The 24,226-nt window shown below is 44.2% G+C and carries 21 protein-coding genes; 8 read left to right on the top strand and 13 right to left on the bottom strand.

Annotated features, from left to right (window positions below; genetic code table 11):
* Positions 1–92: 92 nt before the first annotated feature.
* The 3 genes from I3255_RS07615 to yghU form a co-directional block, all read right to left on the bottom strand.
* Positions 93–1,745 (bottom strand): DEAD/DEAH box helicase, encoded by a 1,653-nt coding sequence (locus I3255_RS07615; RefSeq protein ID WP_238038285.1) that lies wholly within the window; start codon positions 1,743–1,745, stop codon positions 93–95.
* A 565-nt stretch (positions 1,746–2,310) separates the two neighbouring features.
* Positions 2,311–3,396: a DUF1176 domain-containing protein gene (locus I3255_RS07610; RefSeq protein ID WP_238038284.1), complete on the bottom strand. Its 1,086-nt coding sequence runs from the start codon at positions 3,394–3,396 to the stop codon at positions 2,311–2,313.
* Positions 3,397–3,627: 231 nt separating this feature from the next.
* Positions 3,628–4,467 carry a glutathione-dependent disulfide-bond oxidoreductase gene (gene yghU, locus I3255_RS07605; RefSeq protein ID WP_238038283.1) on the bottom strand — a complete coding sequence of 280 codons (840 nt, stop codon included), beginning with the start codon at positions 4,465–4,467 and terminating at the stop codon, positions 3,628–3,630.
* A gap of 360 nt (positions 4,468–4,827) precedes the next feature.
* Here yghU and I3255_RS07600 point away from each other — a divergent pair, with 360 nt between their 5' ends.
* Positions 4,828–6,204: a DHA2 family efflux MFS transporter permease subunit gene (locus tag I3255_RS07600; RefSeq protein ID WP_238038282.1), complete on the top strand. Its 1,377-nt coding sequence runs from the start codon at positions 4,828–4,830 to the stop codon at positions 6,202–6,204.
* 157 nt (positions 6,205–6,361) lie between these two features.
* Here the strand turns inward: I3255_RS07600 and bfr (I3255_RS07595) are convergent, their stop codons facing one another.
* From bfr (I3255_RS07595) to I3255_RS07585, 3 genes are all read right to left on the bottom strand, one after another.
* Positions 6,362–6,844: a bacterioferritin gene (bfr, locus tag I3255_RS07595; protein ID WP_238038281.1), complete on the bottom strand. Its 483-nt coding sequence runs from the start codon at positions 6,842–6,844 to the stop codon at positions 6,362–6,364.
* 61 nt (positions 6,845–6,905) lie between these two features.
* Entirely contained in the window at positions 6,906–7,394 is a 489-nt protein-coding gene (gene bfr / locus I3255_RS07590) for a bacterioferritin (RefSeq protein WP_075107601.1), read from the bottom strand.
* Between the two features lie 377 nt (positions 7,395–7,771).
* The gene (locus tag I3255_RS07585; protein ID WP_075107600.1) at positions 7,772–7,963 is read right to left on the bottom strand and encodes a (2Fe-2S)-binding protein; all 192 of its coding nucleotides are present in this window, start codon (positions 7,961–7,963) and stop codon (positions 7,772–7,774) included.
* A gap of 306 nt (positions 7,964–8,269) precedes the next feature.
* Between I3255_RS07585 and I3255_RS07580 the strand changes: the two genes are divergently transcribed.
* Positions 8,270–8,599, top strand: a complete 330-nt coding sequence (locus I3255_RS07580; RefSeq protein ID WP_075107599.1) for a metalloregulator ArsR/SmtB family transcription factor — start codon at positions 8,270–8,272, stop codon at positions 8,597–8,599.
* Between the two features lie 127 nt (positions 8,600–8,726).
* Here the strand turns inward: I3255_RS07580 and cysA are convergent, their stop codons facing one another.
* The 5 genes from cysA to I3255_RS07555 all read right to left on the bottom strand — a co-directional run bounded on the left by cysA (position 8,727) and on the right by I3255_RS07555 (position 14,078).
* A complete protein-coding gene (gene cysA / locus I3255_RS07575) occupies positions 8,727–9,449 on the bottom strand; it encodes a sulfate ABC transporter ATP-binding protein (RefSeq protein WP_201601073.1) in 723 nt (240 codons plus the stop codon).
* 97 nt (positions 9,450–9,546) lie between these two features.
* Positions 9,547–10,485 carry a sulfate ABC transporter permease subunit CysW gene (gene cysW / locus I3255_RS07570; protein WP_238038280.1) on the bottom strand — a complete coding sequence of 313 codons (939 nt, stop codon included), beginning with the start codon at positions 10,483–10,485 and terminating at the stop codon, positions 9,547–9,549.
* A 1-nt stretch (position 10,486) separates the two neighbouring features.
* On the bottom strand, positions 10,487–11,371 hold the full coding sequence (gene cysT, locus I3255_RS07565) for a sulfate ABC transporter permease subunit CysT (protein WP_201548240.1): 885 nt from the start codon (positions 11,369–11,371) through the stop codon (positions 10,487–10,489).
* 227 nt (positions 11,372–11,598) lie between these two features.
* Entirely contained in the window at positions 11,599–12,690 is a 1,092-nt protein-coding gene (locus I3255_RS07560; RefSeq protein ID WP_238038279.1) for a sulfate ABC transporter substrate-binding protein, read from the bottom strand.
* A gap of 260 nt (positions 12,691–12,950) precedes the next feature.
* Positions 12,951–14,078 carry a sulfate ABC transporter substrate-binding protein gene (locus I3255_RS07555; protein ID WP_238038278.1) on the bottom strand — a complete coding sequence of 376 codons (1,128 nt, stop codon included), beginning with the start codon at positions 14,076–14,078 and terminating at the stop codon, positions 12,951–12,953.
* A gap of 367 nt (positions 14,079–14,445) precedes the next feature.
* On the opposite strand from I3255_RS07555, the gene I3255_RS07550 reads away from it, so the two are divergent.
* On the top strand, positions 14,446–14,976 hold the full coding sequence (locus tag I3255_RS07550; RefSeq protein ID WP_238038277.1) for a hypothetical protein: 531 nt from the start codon (positions 14,446–14,448) through the stop codon (positions 14,974–14,976).
* A gap of 116 nt (positions 14,977–15,092) precedes the next feature.
* Here the strand turns inward: I3255_RS07550 and sat are convergent, their stop codons facing one another.
* Positions 15,093–16,355 carry a sulfate adenylyltransferase gene (gene sat / locus I3255_RS07545; RefSeq protein ID WP_238038276.1) on the bottom strand — a complete coding sequence of 421 codons (1,263 nt, stop codon included), beginning with the start codon at positions 16,353–16,355 and terminating at the stop codon, positions 15,093–15,095.
* Between the two features lie 344 nt (positions 16,356–16,699).
* Here sat and I3255_RS07540 point away from each other — a divergent pair, with 344 nt between their 5' ends.
* From I3255_RS07540 to I3255_RS07530, 3 genes are all read left to right on the top strand, one after another.
* The gene (locus tag I3255_RS07540) at positions 16,700–18,385 is read left to right on the top strand and encodes a nitrite/sulfite reductase (RefSeq protein WP_238038275.1); all 1,686 of its coding nucleotides are present in this window, start codon (positions 16,700–16,702) and stop codon (positions 18,383–18,385) included.
* On the top strand, positions 18,378–18,968 hold the full coding sequence (locus I3255_RS07535) for a DUF934 domain-containing protein (RefSeq protein WP_238038274.1): 591 nt from the start codon (positions 18,378–18,380) through the stop codon (positions 18,966–18,968). Before I3255_RS07540 ends, I3255_RS07535 begins: the two co-directional genes overlap by 8 nt.
* Before the next feature lie 121 nt (positions 18,969–19,089).
* Positions 19,090–19,728 carry a phosphoadenosine phosphosulfate reductase family protein gene (locus tag I3255_RS07530; protein WP_201601048.1) on the top strand — a complete coding sequence of 213 codons (639 nt, stop codon included), beginning with the start codon at positions 19,090–19,092 and terminating at the stop codon, positions 19,726–19,728.
* Positions 19,729–19,817: 89 nt separating this feature from the next.
* Here the strand turns inward: I3255_RS07530 and I3255_RS07525 are convergent, their stop codons facing one another.
* Complete coding sequence (locus I3255_RS07525; protein WP_238038273.1) at positions 19,818–20,558, bottom strand: glucose 1-dehydrogenase; 741 nt, start codon at positions 20,556–20,558, stop codon at positions 19,818–19,820.
* A 292-nt stretch (positions 20,559–20,850) separates the two neighbouring features.
* On the opposite strand from I3255_RS07525, the gene cysG reads away from it, so the two are divergent.
* Positions 20,851–22,467: a siroheme synthase CysG gene (cysG, locus tag I3255_RS07520; RefSeq protein WP_238038272.1), complete on the top strand. Its 1,617-nt coding sequence runs from the start codon at positions 20,851–20,853 to the stop codon at positions 22,465–22,467.
* Positions 22,468–22,646: 179 nt separating this feature from the next.
* Entirely contained in the window at positions 22,647–24,206 is a 1,560-nt protein-coding gene (locus I3255_RS07515; RefSeq protein WP_238038271.1) for an exonuclease SbcCD subunit D C-terminal domain-containing protein, read from the top strand.
* The last annotated feature ends 20 nt before the right edge of the window (positions 24,207–24,226 follow it).

Below are 24,226 nucleotides of genomic sequence, written 5' to 3'. Positions count from 1 at the left end.
CATAAAAAAGCCAGATAACAAGTATCTGGCTTTTTGCTGCTATCTTTAGACGATTAATGAATTAGTAGCTTTAATCGTTCGTTATAGCGATATTATGAGTCTTTACCACGGTTGCCGCCGTTTGGACGACCTTGGCCACGGCTGTCAGAACGACTTGCTGGGCGACCTTGGCTGCCACTTGGACGACCGCGACCAGTTGCAGCACGCTCACCACGTGGAACGCCATTGCTATCACCGCGGCTTGGACCACCTGTGCGCTTGCCTTGATACGGCTTGCCACCTGAACGCTCATTTGGTTTACCTTGATAACCGCTATCGTTGCTTGCGCGTTGACCAGTTGGTGCGCTGTCGCTTGAACGACCACGACCTTGACCGCCACCGCTAGATTTACCAGCATAGCCACCGCTTGAACGACCACGGCCTTGACCGCCACCGCCGTTAGAACGGCCACGACCACGGCCACGACCTTTACCTTTGTTTTCGCTAGGTACGTAGGTTTTCTTAGGCTCCATACCTTCGATAACACAGACTTCCATTTTGCGATCTAAGTAACGGTTGATGGCGGCCAGCTGTGGACGATCATCCATGCTGCATAGACTGATGGCAACACCAGTACGACCAGCACGGCCACAACGACCGATACGATGGACGTAATCTTCAGTCTGACGCGGCAAGTCATAGTTGATAACGTGCGAGATAGCTGGGATATCTAGACCACGAGCAGCAACGTCAGTCGCTACTAAGATTTTTACCTTACCATTACGCAAGTCTTGAACGATGCGGTTACGCTTGCTCTGTGGCAAGTCACCATGTAAGAAGCTTGCTTTATGGCCCGCTTCTTGTAGCTGTTTAGCCAGTTTTTCAGTACTGCGTTTGGTCGCAGCAAAGATAATGATTTGATCCATCTCTTGCTGGCAAACGATTTTGTCAAGCAAGCGGTTTTTGTGATCAAAATCATCACAGTAGTACACTTTTTCTTCGATGTGTGCAGATTCTACTTTGATTGATACGCGCTCAGGGTTCTTAGTGAAGCTAGCAGCGATTTTACCGACTGGGCCATCCCAAGTTGCTGAACACATGATCGTTTGACGATCGATTGGCGCTGCACGAAGGATATCACTGATGTCATCAGCAAACCCCATGTCTAGCATGCGATCCGCTTCGTCAAGTACCAACACTTCTAAGTTTGATAGATCAACACGGCCTGCATTGATATGGTCAAGTAGACGACCAGGGGTTGCAACGATGACTTGAACGCCTTTTTTCAAAGCAGTGATCTGACCGTTGTATGGTGCGCCGCCAACAAGTGGCACACAAAATAGACCGCGCATGTCTTTAGAGTACGTACGGACGCTGTCATGTACTTGCTGAGCAAGTTCACGCGTTGGCGTTAGGATAAGTGCTTTGGTGAGCTTGTCAAAGCTAGTTGCACGGCTCAAACGGTCAAGTACTGGGATCACGAATGCCGCTGTTTTACCACTACCCGTTTGCGCTGACAATAGAAGGTCACGGCCGGCTAGTGCAAAAGGAATGGCTTGTTCTTGAATAGGGGTTGGATTGGTATAGCCACTGCGATCAAGTGCAGTAAGAATTGGCTTAGCAATGCCAAGATCAGTAAAGGTGACTTTGTTTTCTTCAGCAGTGTCAGTGGTAGCCGCTTGAGTATTGGTGTCAGTATTTGCAGTAGTGTCGTTGCTTTCGATGATGCCGTTTTCAGCGGCGATTGCAGATAAGATGTCAGTCATAGGAATCCTTGGTAAGTATAAGCTGCTGTAAATTCAGCAAACTTGATGCATACCACTGATAACCGTTCATCACGCTGCTTTTATTAAAGGTTACCGAGCAATATAAAAGTGTCGATAATCAGAAACCAAGCCAATAGAGCTTAGCGTCCTTATAATAAATGCGTTCGTGCTGTCTGACGTATTTTGGTGGTAGTGCCGAGTGTCTTATCCATGCTTGATATACGCATATTATCAATGCTTTGTCCAAAGCAGATAATCGCAAACAGCAACCAATCTAGACCCTATATAGGTCAGTAGATAAGATATGAGTCAAAAATAACTGATATGTTTAAGGCGTTATTTAAGTACACAAAATCATCGGCAACAATTACTTATGGTCATCCTAGACCCAAAATCGCAGGCGATGTTATCAATCTCATAATTCACGAAAGCCTAAGCTAACGTGGCGACGCAGTATAGCACAATAAAAAATTATGTGTAGCCATTTATTCAATTACTGAGTAAATAGCCCGAATAAGTCCTCTATTGAGCATGCTAAACGTCTCATTCAATAAAAAATCGGTGATTATTTAACTACTTTAACATCCGTGACATAAGTCGGTAGCTGCCATGCCCCGCCCGCTTCGATAAGACGGCATAGTCCAGTGGTGCTTTCATGGCTTTTCTCAAATGCGCGGCCCGTCCACACCCAATCGACTCTACTCATACAGTCGCCAATACCACGGCCTTTTTGTACTGAGCTAAGCTTACCTTTGTCGTAATTAGTGGCGCTAGTCGTGACCAATGTCGGCTTGTAAGGCTTGCTATCATTGATCACCCACGCGCCACTACCTGCATTGTAAGCAGCTATCCAACAATCATGCTGTGCGAGCAGCTGTGAATCATTTAGGCGACTGACACGCCAAGGCGACTTGTCTGATAGATTTGGGCAGTCAGCATCGGCATCTTTCATCGTTCCTTTCATCAATGAGGCCAATTGAGAGGATCTCATGACAAACTTTTTATCATTACTAGTATCATACTTGCCACTAGGCTCTACAAAACGTAATACTGGTACAGCTTTGGGTGGCAATACACTGCTGTTAGATTTTATGGCCTCGTTGCTATTTATAAAGGCGCTTGGTGTGCCTACTCTTCCTTGGACATCATCAGCTTTTAGCATCACTGCACTAGCGCCTTTATCTGAAAGCTGCCAGCGTGAGTTGCGCAGTGCTAGCGTAATCTTGCTTGATCTTTGAAGCGCGCTTAGGAGTGCTGTAACCTGTGCTTGGGTTAGCTCAGCACTGCCTGCTGCTGCAGAATACGGCTTGGTTTCGCCATAATTTCGATCGTTGATAAATAGTGATATTCGGTGACGGTTACCCAACTGCATTAAGGCTTTAGAAGAGCTGTCTTTAGCGCCACCAAGCTTTACTTTACCATCCACGGCAGCATCTGCACCTGCACGGCGAGTCAGCAAGATAGATACTGGGAACTCACTGTTATTGTCTGCTTGATAACCTGCCAACCGGCAAGTACGGGTATTATCACAGACCACCTGCCAATCTTGGCTAGTAAACTCAGTTTCGGCGTTCGCCATACTTGCTGTACTGAACAAAGCCATGCTAACTGCTGCAAGCATAGGTAAGCGCATTTTATTATTGTTTTCCATAATCCATTACTCATCAATCAAATAAGTATAAACACCTGTCTGTCACGGTGATAAGCGGTTATCTTAACGCACCAATGTTTCTATCTGTTGTACTAATGTACCATTATGTAAATACAAAAGAAAGTAGGTAGCTGCCTATATATTTATAAAAATAAATATAATAAAAATAGGCCGATAAGTGAGTAACTTACCGGCCTAACTGTAATAATGAAATGATACTCGCGCTAATAATTAATCGATTGGCTTTAGTTCTAGCTCCACAGCACGCTTGACGGCAGGTCTCTCAGCGATTTTCTTCGCCCAACGCTGTATGTGTTTGTAGTCTTGTACTTGTAAAAACTCTGCCGCATCATATAGCTTACCGAGTACCAACTGTCCATACCATGCCCAAATGATCATATCGGCAATATTATAATCAGCCTCATCATTACCGCATAGGTACTCACTATCTTTTAGATGGGTATCTAATACATCAAGCTGACGTTTAGTCTCCATGGTGTAACGATTAATTGGATATTCTAATGGCTCTGGTGCATAGGCATAAAAATGTCCGAAGCCGCCACCTAAGAAAGGCGCACTACCCATTTGCCACATAATCCACGACAGACAATCCGCTCTCGCTTTTCCTAGCGATAAAGGTAGGAATCTATCAAACTTTTCTGCCAGATACATTAAAATCGCGCCCGACTCAAAAAGCGCAATCGGCTCACCAGCGGTATCAGTAGAATGATCGACTAACGCTGGAATTTTTGAGTTGGGGTTGATCGCTACAAATCCTGAGCCAAACTGCTCACCTTGCGATATATCAATTTTATAAGCATCGTACTCAGCACCGCTAATACCAAGCTCTGCCAACTCTTCTAATAAGATATTTACTTTGACGCCATTGGGTGTGTTCAGTGAGTATAGCTGTAGCGGAGCATCGCCTACTGGTAGCTCTTTATCATAACGAGCGCCGGACGTTGGGCGGTTGATACTTGCGAACTTACCGCCGTTGTCTTTGTCTTGTGTCCAAACTTTAGGCGGTACATATTTATCGTTTTGTGTGTCACTGGTTGATGCATTACTCATAAAATATCCTTAGTTATTATTGATACTATTTTTGGTCAGATTGGCTTTTACTTATCTTAGTACTGTTTTTGTTGATAGCCATGCTAATTTCTCTATTAATTACCATGCTATTTGTTAGCTAGGCTTTACTATAACGATAACCTCTGCTGATATTAAAGTCTTCTCTTGTAATCAATGTTACGATTTTGCTGTGATTAATGACATGCCACTCAATGACCCAAGCCCGCCATAATGCTTCGTTACCTTGAGGCACTTTAATTACCCTCTAAGCTTTCTTATACTACTCAACTTATATCGCGCAATCTGTCCGTAAAGACGCGAACCTCTCGATTTTATAATAAGATATCCAATGGGATTGACATGCTGACGCTCACCCCAACCCAAAATAAATACCTACCCTATGTCCTAGCGGTAGCGTTATTTATGCAGATTTTAGATGCCACTATTTTGAACACCGCATTGCCACAAATGGCATTAGCGTTGGATGAATCACCGTTAAAAATGCAATGGGCTGTCATTAGTTATGCACTGACCTTAGCCATTTTTATCCCAATTAGTGGGTTTTTGGCAGATAAGTATGGTACACGCCGTGTTTTCCTATCAGCCATTGTGATATTTTGCGTGGGCTCCCTACTGTGCGCTATGGCCTCTACGTTAAATTTTTTGGTCATCTCACGGGTGATACAAGGCATTGGTGGTGCCATGATGACTCCGGTTGGACGCTTGATTTTGGTCAAGTCCTACCCACGTAATCAGTTGCTGACGGTGATGAATTTTGCGGTAATTCCTGCTTTGGTCGCACCACTGGTTGGGCCTTTGCTTGGTGGTTATTTAGTGCAATATGCCAGCTGGCATTGGATATTTTTGATCAATATTCCGATGGGTGTGGTGGGTTTTTTGATTGGCAAAAAACTAATACCAGCACTATTTGGTGATAAACAATCGCTAGACTGGCTGGGTTTTGGGCTGTTTGCATTGGGTGCGTGCGCGTTGACGTTAGCGGTTGAGATGGGTTCAAAAGTGGGCCACGGTTACAATGCGCTATTGCTAGCTGCGGCATCGATTGGTTTTTTACTGGCGTATGTATGGCATGCCAAACGCCATGTTGCGCCACTCTTTTCTTTGACACTCTTTAATGTGCCCACTTTTCGTATTGGTATTACTGGCAATCTATCCACGCGTATTGGCATCAGTGCCGTACCTTTTTTATTGCCATTACTATTACAAGTCGTGTTTGAATACACACCTTCGCAGGCAGGTTGGCTGCTTGCTCCTATTGCCGTTGGTGCACTTGGAGTAAAGCCATTTGTCAGCAAAATTATCCAGCGTTATAGCTACCGCGTGGTATTGGTATACAACACCCTTATTTTGGGTTTACTGATCATTGTACTAGGACTGTTCTCAGATGCGGCGCAGTGGCCGTGGATGATCCCGGTGCTGATTGTGATTGGTGTTTGTAACTCAATCCAGTTTAGTGCCATGAATACCATCACTATCGGCGATCTACAAGGGGCACAGACCAGTAGTGGCAACAGCTTAATGGCCGTCAATCAGCAAATGGCAATCGGCTTGGGTATTGCCTTTGGTGCCGCACTGCTTAACTTGTTACGTGAACGGTTTCAAATTGATACCTTACTTGCTTTTCAAATCACTTATTGGATATTGGGCGGCTTTACCATTCTCTCAGGATTGGGCTTTTTACGGCTAAAACCAGAAGATGGGCGTGGTTTGTACTAACTACCGCGGTAAATACTTAAAAGTTGATTGCCGCATCTAAGCCTTTAGTGGTTTCTAGACGTAAAAAAGCCAGCGTGTGTTTTGGTGAAAAACCAATCACACGCTGGCAAGTTTGTTTCATTACTGATTGAGACGAATGCTAATTAAGACAAATTATTTATGGCGCGTCATCATCACTGATTTGTGATTGTATATAGCGTTCTGCACCCATACTTTCGATCAAGTCTTCTTGCGTCTCTAACCAATCTTGATATTCTTCATTACCATCTTTTAGCGTAACTAGTAGGTGACGAGACACATAGTCAGACTTTGTCTCGCATAGGGTGATTGCATCTGTAATGATGCTAAATTTTTGTTTCTCTAAACGCAAATTGCACTCGATTACTTCGGGCACATCTTCACCGACCAGTACCTTACCTAATTCCTGTAAGTTAGGTAAACCACCTAACAATAAGATACGTGCAATCAGATCATCTGACCATTTCATCTCAGCGATAGACTGCTTATAAAGTGAGTCGTTAAGCGCTTCTAAGCCCCAATGACGGGCAATACGTGCGTGCAAGAAATACTGGTTAATCGCAATTAATGATTGGCCAAGCACCTTGTTTAATGCACGAATGACCTCTTTATCCCCTTTCATGATCTCTCTCCCTTTCATATTTATACTAAACGCTCTATTTTTATTCGTATCTGTGATGATATCAAACAAGATTAGGAGTGACTTCAGCCATCTGGGTTTGTAGATAATTAGGCAGGCCAATCATGTCAATTAAACGTAACTGTTGCTCAAGCCAATGCGCATGGTCTTCTTCAGTATCTTTTAGCTGCTCAACAAGCATCTCACGTGTGACATAGTCGTGCTCTGCTTCACAAAGCGCAATGCCCTCTTTTAGATGTTTTTGTACTTTATATTCTAGATCAAGATCAATTTGCAACATCTCAGGGACCGTGCTGCCGATATTGATCGTATCAACCGTCATTTTTGGCGTACCACTTAGCATCAAGATACGACGGATAATTGCTTGTGCATGTAGTGTTTCGTCTTCCATTTCATGATGGATACGATCGTACAATTTGCCATAATGCCATTCAGCATACATCTCTGAGTGAATAAAATACTGGTCACGTGCAGCCAGCTCGCCGCCTAACAAGAAATTCAAATAATCAATGACTTTTTGACTGCCTATCATAATGTACACTCCTCTATTTATTTTTTACAGACCACTATATATCCACATATTTAAATATAAAAACAGTGGAATCGGTAAACTGATCAGTAAAGGGTTAAATCAATAAAACATCTTACAATCTTAGACAGATATAGTAGCATACAGTCGCCATGTGGCATGTAATGTTGTGAACTAAGAATAAGATGCTAATTGAGAATTGTAATTAGCTACAGTTGTCAGTCACGATACTTGATACATATTGATAGCAGCGATGTTGGCGTATCAATGAGGTTATATGGACGCCTGCTACCTACTCCTTATGTATAATAAAAGAATAGATGCAAGATATTGAATATATTTGGTTGGATTAAAGATAAGATCGACTGAGCTGAAAGTAGTTATACTGCATACGCTAAGACATCGAGTGCTGCATGATGCTCGTCCAAGTAGTCATTGACCATAGGCTCACAGCATCCACAGCAAGTTGCAACGTCGAGAGTGTCTTTTAGACCATCAAGGGTATCAACACCAGAAGCAATGGCTGCTTTGATTTGCTTTTCTTTGACGTTATTACAGATACATACGTACATGGATTGGCTCCTCTGATTACCACTATTTGATAGCGACTACTTGCTTAGCATCACGCTGATTACATGCAGTATAATAACGATAATTGTTATCATTTTCAATAACATTCGGAACTTTTTTGGTCGTGATGGTACTGTTATATTTCGCACCATTCATCTATGTAAGTGGATATAAGCGTCCATGTAACCGAATATTATAGAAGGTAGTAAATTAACGATGAACTGTAATTTTGCTTATTTTTTAATCGATTTTCTAGATAACTGCTGTTATATTGAACCCCTATAAACGAAGTCCATTGGAATTTTCCTATGTCTGATAATAATTTTACGATACGACCTATCGATTTGTTTAAAGTCTTATCTGATCCAACACGCCTAAAAATATTTCAAATTCTCTTTAAAAAAGAAGCACGCTGTGTGGGTGATTTGGTAGACATGCTTGATCAACCGCAACCAACGATATCGCGTCATTTGAACCATTTGAAAAAACTGGGTATCTTAAGCTGTGTGCGTGACGGTACATGGATGTGGTATGAAGTCGCTGATGACTTACCAGAATGGTGTCAAGACATCTTGAATATCACTTATGATCAACTCTCTCCAAGTGATTCAGATAAAGATGAATCGAGACTTGCTTAAAGGTTATGAATAGACAAGTGTAGTTCATTGCACTCTGTACGATTCAACAAGCCAAAAAAAATCCTACTTAGGTAGGATTTTTTTTGGCTTATCGATCATGAATGACAATGAGTTAAAAGCTAAGCCGCTAAGCCAAATCCAAGAAGTCACTGATAAAGGCATTGGCTGGGCGATGTATCAGTTCCTCTGACGTTCCTACCTGCTCTACTCGACCTTGATTCATGACGACGATCTCGTCCGATACGGCGCGGGCTTCTTCTTGATCATGGGTCACCATGATGCTTGTGATACCAAGCTCGTGGTGGATGTTCTTTAACCAAGTGCGCAGCTCTTTACGTACTTTGGCATCTAACGCACCAAATGGCTCATCCAGCAGTAGCAGCTTTGGCTTGACCGCAAGTGCCCGTGCCAGTGCAATTCGCTGACGCTGACCACCTGATAGTTGGTGCGGATACGCATTAGCGACTTGTGGGAGCTGTACCAGATCTAGCAGCTCTGCCACGCGCTTATTGATATCTGCTTTGCTAGGACGCTCATTTTTTGGCAGCAACGTCAATCCAAAGGCAACGTTATCCGCGATGTTCTTATGACGGAACAACGCATAATGCTGAAACATAAAGCCAATATGACGCTTCTGTACTGGCGTATTGGTGACATCCAGCTCATCAAACAGTACCTGTCCAGAGTCGGCATATTCCAGACCTGCAATGATACGTAGCAATGTGGTCTTACCGCAGCCTGATGGACCTAGCAACGTCGTCAGCTTGCCAGTTGGCACAGTAATATTGATATTGTCTAAAGCCGTAAAGTCACCAAATTTTTTATTAACGTTACGAATCTCAATGCTCATAATGGTATCTCTTATAATATCTTTTGTCGTATTGAGACTGATGTCTTAACGACTGTGTCAATATGATTGAACAATCCTGAATACTTACCCAAACAACTTATAGCTTACTAGCACTCTCAGCCGTTGATGTCGTCGCATTGGCACTCACGGGTAGCTCAGGGGCAGCCGCCAAACGCTCAGACTTAGCAAATTTGCGCTCTTGCATTTTGGTCATGACTTGCTGAATCAGTAGCGTCACTAAGGCAAGGGCGGCAAGTAAGCTCGATAAGGCAAATGCAGCGGTAAAGTTATAATCATTATAGGCAATCTCAACTAACAGCGGCATGGTATTGGTCTCGCCGCGAATGTGACCAGATACAACACTGACCGCACCGAACTCGCCCATCGCACGTGCATTGGTCAAAATCAAACCATATAGCAGCGCCCATTTAATATTAGGCAGTGTCACATGCCAAAAGGTCTGCCAGCCAGTCGCGCCCAAGGTTAATGCGGCTTGTTCCTCAGAGTCGCCTTGTGTCTGCATCAGCGGTATCAGCTCACGTGCAACAAACGGAAAGGTCACAAATAGCGTCGCCAGAATAATACCAGGCACCGCATAGATGACTTGAAAACCCATGCTCTCAAGCCAGCCACCGATCGTAGAGTTGAGTCCGAATAGCAGCACAAACATCAAACCAGCCACGACTGGCGAGACAGAAAATGGCAAATCAAGTAACGTCGTCACCAGCTGCTTACCTTTGAACTGATAGCGTGTAACCAACCATGCAATCGCAATACCCATGACCATGTTGATCGGTAAAACAATCGCCGCTGTGATCAATGTAAGTTTGATCGCTTGTAAGGCCTCAGGGTCAACCAATGACGCAAGATATAACTGCCAGCCATTTTTGAAAGCCTCATAAAACACAGCCAATAATGGCACCACTAGCATTAATACCATAAACAGCACAGCGATAACAATAAAGGTGCGGCGTATCCATGGCGTGTCTTTGGTCGCAGCGTTGCTTTGGTAGTCGTAGCTATTAGATATTTGCATATTAGCGAGCTCCTACGCGGCGCGACAGTTTCCACTGCATGATATTGATGGTCAATAAAATCACAAATGAGATAAGTAGCATAAACAGCGCAACTGCAGAAGCACCTTGAATATCAAACTGCTCAAGTTTACTGATGATGATAAGCGGCAAAATCTCAGACTGCATCGGAATATTACCCGCGATAAAAATAACGGAGCCATACTCGCCAGTAGCACGGGCAAACATCATACCTGCGCCCATGAGTAAGGCGGGCAGTAGCTCTGGCAAAATTACTTTGCGAAAGGTGGTTAAGCGATTAGCGCCCAATACGGCTGCGGCTTCTTCAAACTCAACCGATAGTTCAGCGAGTACAGGCTGTACTGCACGGACGATAAAGGGAAAGCTCACCACAACCAATGCCAGCCAAATACCTATCGGCGTAAAGGCGACCTGAATATCAAATTTAGCGAACCATTGACCAATCAAGCCATTAGGCGCGTACAGTGTCGCAAGCGAGATACCCGTCACTGCGGTTGGTAGTGCAAATGGCAAATCAACCAAGGCATTAATTAACGACTTACCCCAAAACTCATAACGCACTAGGACCCACGCGACAAGCGTACCAAAGACCATATTCGTCAGCATCGCTAAAAACGACATCCATAAGCTAAGCTTAATTGCAGCAGTGACTTGCGGCTGGGTGATGGTTTCCCAAAAACCTGTCCAGCCCATCTGAGTTGTGGTATAGGCCATCATGGCAAACGGTAGCACCACTAGTAATGACAAGCTAAAGACAGTAATACCCATGCTCAGACCAAACCCAGGTAGCACATTGCGCTGACGCAAGCGTGTTAACCACCCTTTTTTGTTGGTGGGTTTGCTGGCAGAAGAAGATGTTGCACTCATAGTGATGTCCTATTGCCTAACTGATGGTACTTAGCGAGGGTGCTCATCGTAAGACCATTATTATCACAACTGTTATTAAAATTATTATTGGTCGGCTTATGATATAAAGGACATAGTGCGTACGACCATGTCCTTTATGGGGTGCTTCATGACTGACTGTACGATTAACTGCTTCGATTAGTTTCAGTGGTTAGCGCAGTAGCAGCTCTTATATACGTAGCAGGCGATTACTGCGGTGCATTAACAGCCAACTGATCAAACACACCGCCGTCACTGAAGTAAGTGCTCATGATTTCATCCCATGTGCCAAAGGCATCGTTCGGGCGGAAAGTCTCAACAGGTGGCAATTTGTCACTGTTTTTGTCAAGAACGCTCTTAACGCTAGGACGTAAGTATAAATCGGCTGCTAGTTGCTGAGCAGGCTCACTCCATAAATAATCAAGATACGCTTTGGCCGCGTCTGTAGTACCTTTTTTGTCTGTTACCGTCTTCACAACTGCCACAGGGCTTTCTGATTTGATTGAGTATTTTGGATAAACGATGTCTACTTGACCTGCGCCAAAATCAGTCGCTGCAAGGTTGGCCTCGTTCTCAAAAGTAACCAAGACATCACCGATACCACGCTGAACGAAAGTCGTCGTTGCGGCACGTCCGCCATTCTCATAGACTTTGACATTTTTGAGCATGTCTTTGACGTAACCTTTAGCTTTTGTTTCATCTTGATTAAAAGCATGTAGACCATAACCGTAGGCGCCTAAGAATGCATAACGGCCGTTACCCGTCACTTTTGGGTTAGCCATCACAATCTCAACACCATCTTTGGTCAAATCTTCCCAGTCTTGGATATTTTTTGGATTGTCTTTACGTACCAAAAATACGATCGTACTAGTAAACGGCACTGCATTGTCAGGGAATTTGCTTTCCCAATCTGACTCAACCAAGCCTTTTTTCTCGAGTAGCTCGATATCAGAGCCTTGGTTCATGGTGGCAACATCGGCTTGTAGACCATTAGCCACAGACAATGCTTGCTTACTAGAACCACCATGTGACTGCTTGATTAGAATCTTGCTGTCTGGATGCTCAGCTTTATAATGCTCAACAAACAAAGGGTTGTAGTCTTTATAGAAGTCACGTGCCACATCGTATGAGACATTGAGTAGCTCAATATTCTGCCCTTCTGTCGTCGCTGAACCGTCAGCTGCTGCCTCAGTAGTCTCACTGTTGTTACAGCCAGCTAGACCTAATGTCAAAGCAACGCCAGCAATACTCAAGGCACTAAGGGCTTTACTCTTTTGTTGATAACGAGCTACGTCTGTCATAAATACCTCAAAGATGTCTGTTGTGTAATGCAAGTATGCTAACAGCGCCATCTTATTATGTTTAATGATGAATATGCGTATGTTATTGCCAAAAGGGAATAACAAGCAGGCAAAGCCAATCATATCAATAATTTATGAAAAAATTCTATACGCATAACCAACTGTTTTCTGATTTTAATACTGGATATGTCTTATCTATCTTATTTGTGTTTCACTGATAACGGCTAAGACAGATAATTCTACAAGCCAGAAATTAACGACTACTTAGCACTTGCCAGCTGATCGAAACGACCACCGTCTACAAAGAAAGTATCCATAATCTCTGCCCATGGACCAAAAACAGCGATAGGCTCAAATGTCTCAATATCAGGTAACGTGTCTTTATGAGCGGCAAGTATTTGCTCATCACTCGGACGCATATACATCTTTGCCATGAGCTCTTGTGCAGGCTTGTCCCATAAGCCTTTTAGATAAGCACTTGCCGCTTCGGTCTTGCCCGCTTTATCAGTCACTGCCGTGACGACTGCTACTGGGTTGGCAATCGTAATCGAATAGCTCGGATAGACAATATCAACTTGACCTTTGGCAAATTGCTGAGCGGCCAAATTCGCTTCGTTTTCGGTGGTGATAAGTACATCGCCTAGGCCGCGCTGGGTAAAACTGGTCGTCGCAGCACGTGCGCCATTGTCATAAGTGACGACATTTGACAACAGCTTTTTGATAAAGTCATTGGTTTGAACCGGGTTATCACTGCTGTTTTCTTTAAATTGATGCAAGCCATAGCCGTAGGCGCCTAAGAAAGCATAACGTGCTGTACCACTGGTCTTGGGATTGGGCGTGACCACATCGATATCCTTACGTGCTAAATCCGACCAGTCTTTGATGTTTTTTGGATTGCCAGCACGAACCAGTAGCACCATAGTGCTGGTGTACGGTACGGCATTATTTGGTAGTGCTTGCTGCCAGTTGGCAGACACCAGACCTTTCTCAACCAACAGATTCATATCGCTCTCTTGGTTAAAGGTGACCACATCTGCTTGCAAACCATTGGCAACAGATAATGCCTGCTTGCTTGAACCGCCATGCGACTGATTAATATTTACTTTGCTATTTGGATGGGCTTTTTGATAGTCAGCGCTAAATAGTGCGTTATAGTCTTTATAAAAGTCACGAGACACATCATAGGAGACATTGAGTAGATTGACATCCTGCGTCCCACTATTAGCGTTGTTTCCTCCATCATTTTGCGACCCTTCGGTTGAACTACAACCTGTCATCATGATCGCTGCTGCGAGCATGCCGCTGGTAGTAAGTGTCCGCGCTTTTATATGTTTATTATTGGTTGGCTGGATGCTAGCAATGCGGAATTTTTGGAATTTTTTTTGCATGATGCTCTCGATAAAGGTAGTAGAAGCGTGTTGTCAAAATTTTTGACCATCATCACAAGGCTTACAATCATTTGAGCTTAGTTCTTTTGACTTTTACTCTGTTGATTTAGGTTTTCAGATGATGAAAGCTATGCTAGCAGCATAAACAGCAAACGCTTAGTGACGAATCCGCTTATCAAGTCCTGATGTTGGCATAAGCACTTAGCATAGACTCTTACGAGATTATGAGGAACGAGAGGTAAATCATTGCAGGCAGGCTTATCAAATAGACTATAATTTAGCTAGGCTGTACCATCATTTTATATAGTGTGCCCCAATTGCCAATGCTATATCCATTTTACCGTCTTATTTAACCAAAGGCCTTTTTATGACTCTTTCGTCCCATCGCTTTCATTCTATTGCAGCATTAACATTGATGGCCTCTGCCCTAGCTGCCGTAACTGGTTGTCATAACGTGGCGCCCGCGGTGAAGAATGCTGCGCACAATACTGTAGCAGTTCATTCAATTCCAGTAGGCGTTATCAGTGATGTTATGAAAGACGATATTTCTGGTGATTATGCTTCTGCAGATTATGACAAACGCGCACAAGGATATGACTGGGTTGGCGTCATGGTACGTGCAGAGAGTGACCAACAAATCGATATAAAAATTCGCTCACGCAGCGATATCAAAAAACAGACTTGTCAGTTCGATGGTAAGGCGATATTAATGGGGCAAGACGCGGCACACGGTACGATTTTTCAGGCGCAGGCAAATGACAGTACCGTCTTTTTTCAATTTAAAGACAATATGCTGACGATTGATAGTCCAGATACGTATGCGCTGAATTATTTTTGCTCAGGCGGTGCCTCATTTGCGGGAGAATATCAAAAACTGGCAGAAGATTTAGAGATTTGATAGCTCACGCTAACTGAGGTGAGAGATGCTAGAAATGATAAAAATAAAAAAGGTGTCAGACGATAAGCCTGACACCTTTTTTAGGTTTGATTTAGCTATACTGACACGTTTGGATTTTATACCGCAGATGCGCCAGTGAGTTTGATCTCAGCACGTTCTTCACGAGCGATGCTACCGTAGTAGTTCCGTAGTATCTCAAGCACTTCTGGACGGCTAAAGTTCTCTGGTACTTCCATGTCTTCTGATAGCGCTTTACGCAGCTTGGTACCTGATACTTTAACGTGTTCAGACGCGTCATGCGGGCAAGTCTTGTCAGACGCCATCGCGTTACACGCATTACACCAGAAGGTCCAACCAATTTTTAGCGGCTGGGTGATTAAATCGTCTTTGCCAACCTGTTCAAAAATGGTTTGGGCATCAAACGCGCCATAGTAATCGCCCACACCAGCATGATCACGACCGACGATCAGATGGCTACAGCCATAGTTTTGGCGGAATAACGCATGTAATAAGGCTTCACGTGGACCTGCATAGCGCATATCTAATGGATAACCCGCTTGAATCACCGTGTCTTGCTTGAAGTAATTATCAATCAGGGTTTTGATGGCTTCTTGACGTACTTCTGCTGGAATGTCACCTGGTTTTAGTGCGCCGAGCAATGAATGAATCATGACACCATCGCAGATCTCAATGGCGATTTTGGCCAAATATTCATGTGAGCGGTGCATCGGGTTACGCGTCTGGAAAGCGGCCACAGTTTTCCAGTTTTTCTCTTCAAAGATTTGACGTGTTTGCGCGGGCGTCTTATAGATACCAGGATAACGCGTTGGGAACTCGCCCTCGCTCAGCACTTCTACACTACCTGCAATATTGACGTCATCTTGATCCAATACTTGCTGGACGCCTGGATGCTCTGGATCTGTGGTGGTAAATACTTGCTGACACTCGTGTTCTTTATCAATGGTATAGGTCTCTTCTACCGTCAAGATACCCATGACTTCGCCATCTTGTGCAACTAGGGCTACTTTGTCGCCTTGACTCAAACTATCCGCTGTCGCCTTTGGCGCAGACAAGGTGATCGGAATTGGCCAAAACAAACCTTCATTGTCACCGCTTTGCAAGCGCATGTTATCAACCACACCTTGCCAATTGGCTTTATTCATAAAACCATTTAGAGGCGTAAAGCCGCCGATACCGAACATGATCAAATCACCACGCTCGCGTGAGCTTAAAGTAATGGTTGGTAAGGTGCTGGCAAGCTCTAATGCTTGCTCGCGTGCGTCGCCTTCTAACAACAGTGGTTTAAGCTCGGCACTGCCATGTGGTGGAACCAGCTTTGACTTGAATTGGGATTGAGTTTGGCTTTGGGTCTGAGACATATCGTTATTAAAACCTCTTATTAGAAAGAATGGTCGAGAAAGATAATCAACAAAGTAAGCAGCTGATAAGCCAGCCACCAATAAATGATAATAAAAATAGAGCGCGAATGATCAGGCGTTAAATTTGATAAGCATAGGCTACCTAACTTTCGTTATGAAAATTTATGCTGTGTTTGGATATGGATATGTCTGAAAGGAATTTATGTTTATAGATAGAAGCTTATATGATGTGACCCTGAATTGTTTAAATTGCGATTTGTGGTAAAGTCTATCACCTACGAGCACAGATATTAGATTGCTTCCATCGCTGCTTTTAAGACTAAAAACAAAACTGAGATTACGTCATGTATCAATATAATTACGCTGACCAGACGTTAGTAGACGAACGAGTTGCCCAATTTCGCGACCAAACTGAGCGATTTTTGGCAGGTGAGCTGCCAGAAGAGCAGTATTTGCCACTGCGATTGCAAAACGGCTTGTATATCCAGCGTTATGCACCGATGCTCCGTATCGCCATTCCATACGGCTTGCTTGCCAGCTATCAGTTGCGCAAACTGGCTGAGATTACCCGCAAGTATGACAAAGGTTATGGGCACATGACTACCCGTACCAATATTCAGCTGAACTGGCCAAAACTAGAAGAAGTGCCAGACATTTTGGCAGAATTGGCAACGGTACAGATGCATGCCATCCAAACCTCAGGTAACTGTATCCGTAATACGACAACGGATCCTTATGCGGGTATCCATAAAGAAGAAATTGCTGATCCACGTCCCTATTGCGAAATCATTCGTCAGTGGTCAACCTTTCACCCTGAGTTTGCTTTTTTACCGCGCAAATTTAAAATCGCAGTCATCGGTACCGAAGCGGATCGTGCGGCAACGCAAGTCCATGATGTGGGTCTGCACATCGTTACTAATGACGAAGGTGAGCTTGGCTTTGAAGTCATCGTTGGCGGCGGCCTCGGACGTACGCCTATTATAGGTAAAACGATTCGCAAATTCTTACCGCGTGAGCATTTACTCAGCTATCTCGATGCCATTTTGCGCGTTTATAACTTGCACGGTCGCCGTGATAACAAGTACAAAGCCCGTATCAAGATTTTGGTTGATAGCTTAGGCGGCAATCAGTTTGCCAAATTGGTGGAGGCTGAGTGGGAAGCGCATACTAAAGATGGCCCGCTTACCTTGACTGAAGACAATTTTGACACCGCTGCTAGCTACTTCAGCATGCCTGATTATCAGTCATTTGATGCTCTGCAAGTACAGTCTGAGCTACAGCAACAACTAAATGCTAATAAAGACTTTGCCAACTGGTATAACCAGAACACCGTCGCACATAAAGTGGATGGCTACCGTGCGGTTGTGATTTCTTTAAAAGCCGGATTGGTGGACGGTCGTTATGTGCCATCAGGTGACTTGAGTGATGCGCAAATGGATGCGCTTGCCGATTTGTCTGATCGTTATAGCTTTGGTGAGTTGCGTGGTACGTATCAGCAAAATCTGGTATTCGCTGACGTGCAAACCAATGAGCTTTATGAATTGTGGCAGCAGTTGTCAGACTTGCATTTAGCACGCGCCAATATCAACACCTTAACCGACATGATTGTCTGCCCAGGTTGGGATTATTGCTCACTGGCCAATGCGACTACGCACAATATCGCTGAACAAATTGAAAAGCAGTTTGATGATCTAGATTACTTGTATGATCTTGGTGATATTCGCTTAAACATGTCAGGCTGCATGAATGCCTGCGCCCATCATCACACAGGTGATATCGGTATCTTGGGTGTGGACAAAAAAGGTGAGCATTGGTATCAGATTAGCCTTGGTGGTAACTCTAGTAATGACGCCAAATTGGGCAAAATCTTAGGAAAAGCGGTGCCAGCGGATGATGTGGCCAGCACCTTGCAAACCATTTTAGATGTGTATCTCGATATACGCGGCACTAACGAACAAGATGTTGAGGGTTTTGGTGACGTGATTGATCGCGTTGGTATCGCCCCCTTTAAGGAGAAGGTCTATGGCTAATCATCATGTGCTCGATAGCCATGGCGCAGACATCAGTGGCGAAGATACTTGGCAAGCGCTAGCGACAGCGCAGCTGCCTGATGGTATCGCGTTATCAAACCTGACCTTACTTGAGCTGTTACACAAACAAGAAAAAGTCGATGTGCTTGTCCCATTAGCAGATTTATTAAATGCTGATGGCAAACTGGCAAATGGTTTGATAGAACAAGTATTGGATATCCTCAAGCAGCACAGCAGCCGGTTGGGTGTGTGGATCACGTCTAACACCGATGCTGATAATCTGCCTGATGTAAAAGACTTTTTATTGACGCAAGACTTGATTGTCATTCATGTCCCAAGTTTTGTGGATGGTCGCGGTTTTAGTTTTGCAAAGACCCTGCGTCAGCTTGGTTATGAAGGCGATATTCGTATGGCAGGCGCGTTTGGTCGTGACCAAATCGCTTATTTGCTGCGCGCTGGTGCTACTAGCTTTGTACTCAATGAGCATGATGTCAACTCTAATATCAGCCAAGCCTTCACTGCCCTAGCCAGCAGCTATGATGGTCGAGACGCTTCAGCATTACCGATGTTCTCGGGCACTTAGTTTTTCAGGCATCTAATTTTTTAGATACTTAGTTTTTCAGGTGCCAAGTTTTATTACTGAATATTTTACGACTCACTGTTAAGTCATCATTTTTATATTAACAATTATTAAGGAATGTATCATGAGCCAATTACACCCAAACCTAGATATCGACCAAGCAAACCAAGATTTGCAAGGTAAATCACCTGAGCAAATCGTTGAGTGGGCACTGACGCAAGCAAAAAACCCAATCATCACCACCAACTTCCGCCCTTATGAGTCAGCGATTTTGCATTTGGTTGCTAAGCAGCGCCCTGACATCACTGTATTGTGGGTAGACTCAGGTTACAACACCGATGCGACCTATCAGTTTGCTAACAAATTGATTCGTGATCTTGATCTAAACGTTGTGACTTATATCCCAAAACAAACGGCTGCACACCGTGATGCAACTATGAATGGTATCCCAGGTATCGATAACCCTCAGCATGACGAGTTCACTGAGCAAGTAAAACTTGAGCCATTCCGCCGTGCACTAGACGAGCTAAAGCCTGATGTATGGTTCAATGCGATTCGTAAAGATCAAACAGAATTCCGTCAAGGTCTTGATGTACTCAGCTTATCAAAAGACGGCGTATTAAAAGTAGCGCCATTGTTTGAAAAAACAGATGCGGATCTAGACGTGTACTTAGATGAGCACAACTTGCCAAATGAGCATGACTACTTTGATCCAACTAAGGTAGAAGAAAGCCGTGAGTGTGGTCTGCATACTCAGCTTTAATTTTAGTGTTTTCTGAATAAAAAAAGCCCTTTCTTTAATTTAAGAGAGGGCTTTTTTATGGTTGACGACTATGTTGGCAACGACTAAAGCTATTTGCGACCTAGTACCCAACCGCCATCCATCAAAACGTTAGCGCCTTGCATATAATTAGAATCATCAGATGCCAAAAACACGGCAAGTGCAGCAATCTCTTCAGGCTTACCAGCACGCTCGGCCGGAATACGCGTCAGGCGCTCATCGTCGATACCTTCAGTCATTGGTGTTTCTATAAAACCTGGCGACAATGTATTCACTTTGATGCCTTGACTGCCGAAATCAAAAGCCAGTTGCTTCGAAAACCCCAAAATGGCATGTTTGGAGGTTACATAGGCTGAGCCGCCCGGTCCTGCCATTTGTGTCGCTTGCGAGCCGACATTAATAATAGTGCCGCCACCTTGCTTGATAAAATGCGGAATCACCATTTTTGAAGCCAGATAAGGCGCTTTGACATTAATCGCCATCAATTTATCGTAAAAATCTTCTTCTAGCTCAACAGCATTGTCATAACCATCATGAATACCAGCACCGTTGTACAAAATATCAATTTTATCGTAAGTCGTTAATACGCTATCAACCACTGCTTGAATATCACTCTTTTGCGTCACATCAGCTTTTACAAAGATGGCATCTTGATTGTTATCTCTAATATCTTTGACAATTCGATTGCCGTCTTCCTCATCGCGTCCTGTGACGACGACTTTAGCGCCTTCATTAGCAAATGCCTTGGCCGTCGCCTCGCCCAACCCTGAAGTGCCACCAAATATAATCGCCACTCTGTCTTGTAATTTCATAGTATGCTTACTCTTTTTAAATATTGTGAATGATTGATATACGACTAATTCTCTTAAGACATGCTAGCACAGCCTAATTTTGGGATATGTTAGCGTGTGTTAGATAATTTATTGATTTGAGAAAGTCATCTCATCTATTCCTATTGGCAAGAAAAATATCCATTAATATTTCAAAAACGAATATGCTAATGCCAATTCATTAGGTGAGAGTGTGTCTGTGATACCTCATAATGGCGGCATTCCTGATATCTTTTCTACTTTTATAATAAATAACTCAATATATGGTGACACTATGAACACCTTCCCGCTATTTTTTAAATTAGAAGGCCGTAAAGTGCTCATCGTGGGCGGCGGCGAAGTGGCACTGCGTAAAGCGGACTTGCTGAGCCGTGCAGGTGCGTGCATTACGATTCTTGCGCCTGACATCAGCCATGAGATACAAGCCTTGCTAACGGATGATAAGCACGAATTTATCTACGAGAATTATAATAAACGCTATATGTCAGGTGCACGCGTGATCATTGCCGCGACTGACGATGAAACGCTTAACCATGAGATTCACGCAGATGCGACTGAGCTCAATATCCCGGTCAATGTGGTCGATACGCCGCCCTTGTGTGATTTTATCTTTCCAGCCATTATTGATCGTAACCCTATTGTCATCGGCATTTCATCAAATGGTAAAGCACCGGTGTTGGCACGGCTATTACGAGCACGCCTTGAAACTTTGATTCCGCAAGGCTATGGTAAATTGGCCAAGTTGGCAGGGGATTTTCGTAGTGAAGTAAAGTCTAAAATACCAACGCTCACGGGACGGCGGCAGTTTTGGGAGCGTGCGTTTGAAGGTCAAGTCAGCCAGTTGATGTTTGCTGGTAATGAAACGGAAGCGGCTGCCCAGCTGCAAGCGGATTTGGATAATACTGCCGCTGCTATTCATGATAAAGCCCATCCTAATGCTGCGGGAAATACAACGCCTACGTTATCAGATGATTCAGATAAAAAAGCAACTCCTGTCGGTGAAGTCTATATCGTTGGCGCAGGCCCTGGTGACCCAGAGCTTTTGACGTTCAAAGCGCTGCGTTTGATGCAGCAAGCAGATATTGTCTATTATGACGCCTTGGTATCGCCACAAGTGTTGGACCTTTGCCGCCGTGATGCGGACAAAGTGTTTGTCGGTAAAAAACGCAGCAATCATACGGTCGCGCAGCTTGGCATCAATGAGTTATTGGTCAATAGCGCCAAAGAAGGTCGGCGTGTGGTTCGCTTAAAAGGTGGCGATCCGTTTATCTTTGGTCGCGGCGGTGAAGAGATCGAAAGCCTGCGCGCTCATGGTGTGCCGTATCAGGTCGTACCGGGTATCACCGCGGCCAATGCCGCTGCGAGCTATGCGGGTATTCCACTCACTCACCGTGACCACTCGCAATCTGTGCGTTTTGTGACGGGGTTTTTGAAGGCTGGTGCACCCAACAGTAACTTCAAAAACTTTTTGAATACTGATGAGACGGTCGTATTTTATATGGGGCTGCATTCGCTAGCGCGCTTGACTGAAGGCTTGGTTGACGCTGGTCGTAGCGCTGATACGCCCATTGCTATTGTCTCTAATGCCAGTATGCCCAATCAGCAAGTACTGACAGGTACGCTTGCAACGATTGTTGCCAAACAAGAGGACGCCGAGTTGCCGACGCCTGCTCTACTTATCATGGGCGACGTGGTCAGCCTGCATCATGATTTGGCTTGGTATAATCAGCAAAATCAAAACAATGCTCCTTCAGATGAGAACTGGCTGCGTGAGGGTACGACAGGTGAAGCCAACAAACAGCCGATAGACCAGCAAGCACATGCACTATCGATGGTGGCTAACCTTGCAATGCAGCAAGAAGATGGGCCGGAGCAACTTATTATTGACTAGCCTTTCCTTTCCTTATCACGTCAAGCTTATCATCAAAAAATATTTTTCTCATAAATATAAAAACCCTGCCAATAGATAATTGGCAGGGTTTTATTATGGCAACAGAGAAAATTTCAACGATTCTTGCTAGAATGAAAGCCACCTAACCCCTGTTGTAACGTTTAATAATAAGCCAAACTATGCCCCTATCTATCGCTCCTAAATACACCTCTGTTAGACCTTTAAAAATATTGCACACGTCCGATTGGCACTTGGGGCGACGTCTATATGGTCGTCTTCGTTATGATGAGTTCGAGGCGTTCTTACAGTGGTTAGAGAACACTATCAGCACACAGCAAGTAGATATATTGATTGTCGCAGGTGACGTCTTCGATACCATGACGCCAAGCAATAAAGCCCAAGCGCTATATTATGAGTTTTTGGGTAAGGTTTCACGTTCCTGCTGTCAGCATGTGGTTATTGTCGCAGGCAATCATGACTCACCGACGTTTTTGGATGCGCCAAGCAATGTGCTCAAATTTTTGAATGTCCATGTGATCGGCACGGCTTGTGATGATTTAGAAGATGAGGTATTGGTATTAGGTGATGATGACAACAATCCTCATTGCATCATCGCCGCTGTACCCTACCTGCGCGACCGTGATGTGCGTAGCAGTAGCGCTGGCGAGTCCGCGGATAGCAAAGATGCCAACGTTATCAAAGGTATTCGCGCCCACTATGATGCAGTAGCAAGTATTGCAAAAGGACAGCAGGAAGAATTAATAAAAAATCATCAACGGCATATTCCTATCATTGCCACTGGTCATCTATTCGCAGCAGGCGGCAAGACAACCGATGATGATGGCGTGCGTGATCTCTATGTTGGTTCACTTGGTAAAATCTCCGCTGATATGTTTGATGAGGGTTTTGACTATGTCGCCCTTGGGCATTTGCACGTACCGCAGCGTGTTGGCGGTCGTGAGAGTATTCGCTACTCAGGCTCACCCATCGCGATGGGCTTTGGCGAGGCAAAGCAGCAAAAACAGGTATTGCTGGTACAGTTTGGTGCTATAAGTAATGTTGATAATGAAATCGTAGAATTAAACACCATATCTGATAGCATTATACCTCATCTATCTAATACGGTTACTAAGGTAGAAAAGACTGCTAAGAGAATAGCGAGTCAAGCCACTGTCTATATGGATGACTTATTTGGATTTGACGCGCCAGCTGATAATCATGAGATAACAACAGCGGCTCTTCAAGCGAACACTGACGATCAAAAACAGCATAAACCCAAGCCTAACGACTCCATTACTTCTAACGAAATTTTGCATCATGATGACCACAATCAAATGCAAGTAGTGTCCCTGCCCATTCCAAAATTCCAACAGCTGGCGCAAATATCTGGTGACCTAACTACGATTGAACAAACCATTAGAGCGCTTATGCAATCGGACTCTATTTGGCTAGAGATTGTCTATACAGGCGATGAGATTGTCAGTGATTTGCGTGAGCAAGTGCAAGCAATGGTAGAAGGATTGCCGTGTGAAGTGCTTAAGATAAAAAACACTCGTACTTATAACAAAGTGCTTAACCAACAGCAAACCTCGGAGAACTTGCAAGACTTAAATGAGATGGAAGTGTTTGAGCGCTGCTTGACGTTAAATGCTATCCCTGACTCGCAAAAAGACGCGCTACGCCATGCTTATGGTCAAATACTGCACGACCTCCAACATGAGGACAAACAGGCCAAATAGTGCCGTTTGACCTTAAATTT

The sequence above is a fragment of the Psychrobacter sp. Ps6 genome, assembly GCF_022129235.1.
Lineage (GTDB): Bacteria > Pseudomonadota > Gammaproteobacteria > Pseudomonadales > Moraxellaceae > Psychrobacter.
The sequence above is the reverse complement of the archived record's forward strand: the minus strand, read 5'-3'. Positions and strand labels throughout refer to the sequence as shown.

Coding starts and splice junctions, on each gene's coding strand:
- I3255_RS07615 (WP_238038285.1), bottom strand. CDS start 1,745: ATGACTGACATCTTATCTGCAATCGCCGCTGAAAACGGCATCATCGAA.
- I3255_RS07610 (WP_238038284.1), bottom strand. CDS start 3,396: ATGGAAAACAATAATAAAATGCGCTTACCTATGCTTGCAGCAGTTAGC.
- yghU (WP_238038283.1), bottom strand. CDS start 4,467: ATGAGTAATGCATCAACCAGTGACACACAAAACGATAAATATGTACCG.
- I3255_RS07600 (WP_238038282.1), top strand. CDS start 4,828: ATGCTGACGCTCACCCCAACCCAAAATAAATACCTACCCTATGTCCTA.
- bfr (WP_238038281.1), bottom strand. CDS start 6,844: ATGAAAGGGGATAAAGAGGTCATTCGTGCATTAAACAAGGTGCTTGGC.
- bfr (WP_075107601.1), bottom strand. CDS start 7,394: ATGATAGGCAGTCAAAAAGTCATTGATTATTTGAATTTCTTGTTAGGC.
- I3255_RS07585 (WP_075107600.1), bottom strand. CDS start 7,963: ATGTACGTATGTATCTGTAATAACGTCAAAGAAAAGCAAATCAAAGCA.
- I3255_RS07580 (WP_075107599.1), top strand. CDS start 8,270: ATGTCTGATAATAATTTTACGATACGACCTATCGATTTGTTTAAAGTC.
- cysA (WP_201601073.1), bottom strand. CDS start 9,449: ATGAGCATTGAGATTCGTAACGTTAATAAAAAATTTGGTGACTTTACG.
- cysW (WP_238038280.1), bottom strand. CDS start 10,485: ATGCAAATATCTAATAGCTACGACTACCAAAGCAACGCTGCGACCAAA.
- cysT (WP_201548240.1), bottom strand. CDS start 11,371: ATGAGTGCAACATCTTCTTCTGCCAGCAAACCCACCAACAAAAAAGGG.
- I3255_RS07560 (WP_238038279.1), bottom strand. CDS start 12,690: ATGACAGACGTAGCTCGTTATCAACAAAAGAGTAAAGCCCTTAGTGCC.
- I3255_RS07555 (WP_238038278.1), bottom strand. CDS start 14,078: ATGCAAAAAAAATTCCAAAAATTCCGCATTGCTAGCATCCAGCCAACC.
- I3255_RS07550 (WP_238038277.1), top strand. CDS start 14,446: ATGACTCTTTCGTCCCATCGCTTTCATTCTATTGCAGCATTAACATTG.
- sat (WP_238038276.1), bottom strand. CDS start 16,355: ATGTCTCAGACCCAAAGCCAAACTCAATCCCAATTCAAGTCAAAGCTG.
- I3255_RS07540 (WP_238038275.1), top strand. CDS start 16,700: ATGTATCAATATAATTACGCTGACCAGACGTTAGTAGACGAACGAGTT.
- I3255_RS07535 (WP_238038274.1), top strand. CDS start 18,378: ATGGCTAATCATCATGTGCTCGATAGCCATGGCGCAGACATCAGTGGC.
- I3255_RS07530 (WP_201601048.1), top strand. CDS start 19,090: ATGAGCCAATTACACCCAAACCTAGATATCGACCAAGCAAACCAAGAT.
- I3255_RS07525 (WP_238038273.1), bottom strand. CDS start 20,558: ATGAAATTACAAGACAGAGTGGCGATTATATTTGGTGGCACTTCAGGG.
- cysG (WP_238038272.1), top strand. CDS start 20,851: ATGAACACCTTCCCGCTATTTTTTAAATTAGAAGGCCGTAAAGTGCTC.
- I3255_RS07515 (WP_238038271.1), top strand. CDS start 22,647: ATGCCCCTATCTATCGCTCCTAAATACACCTCTGTTAGACCTTTAAAA.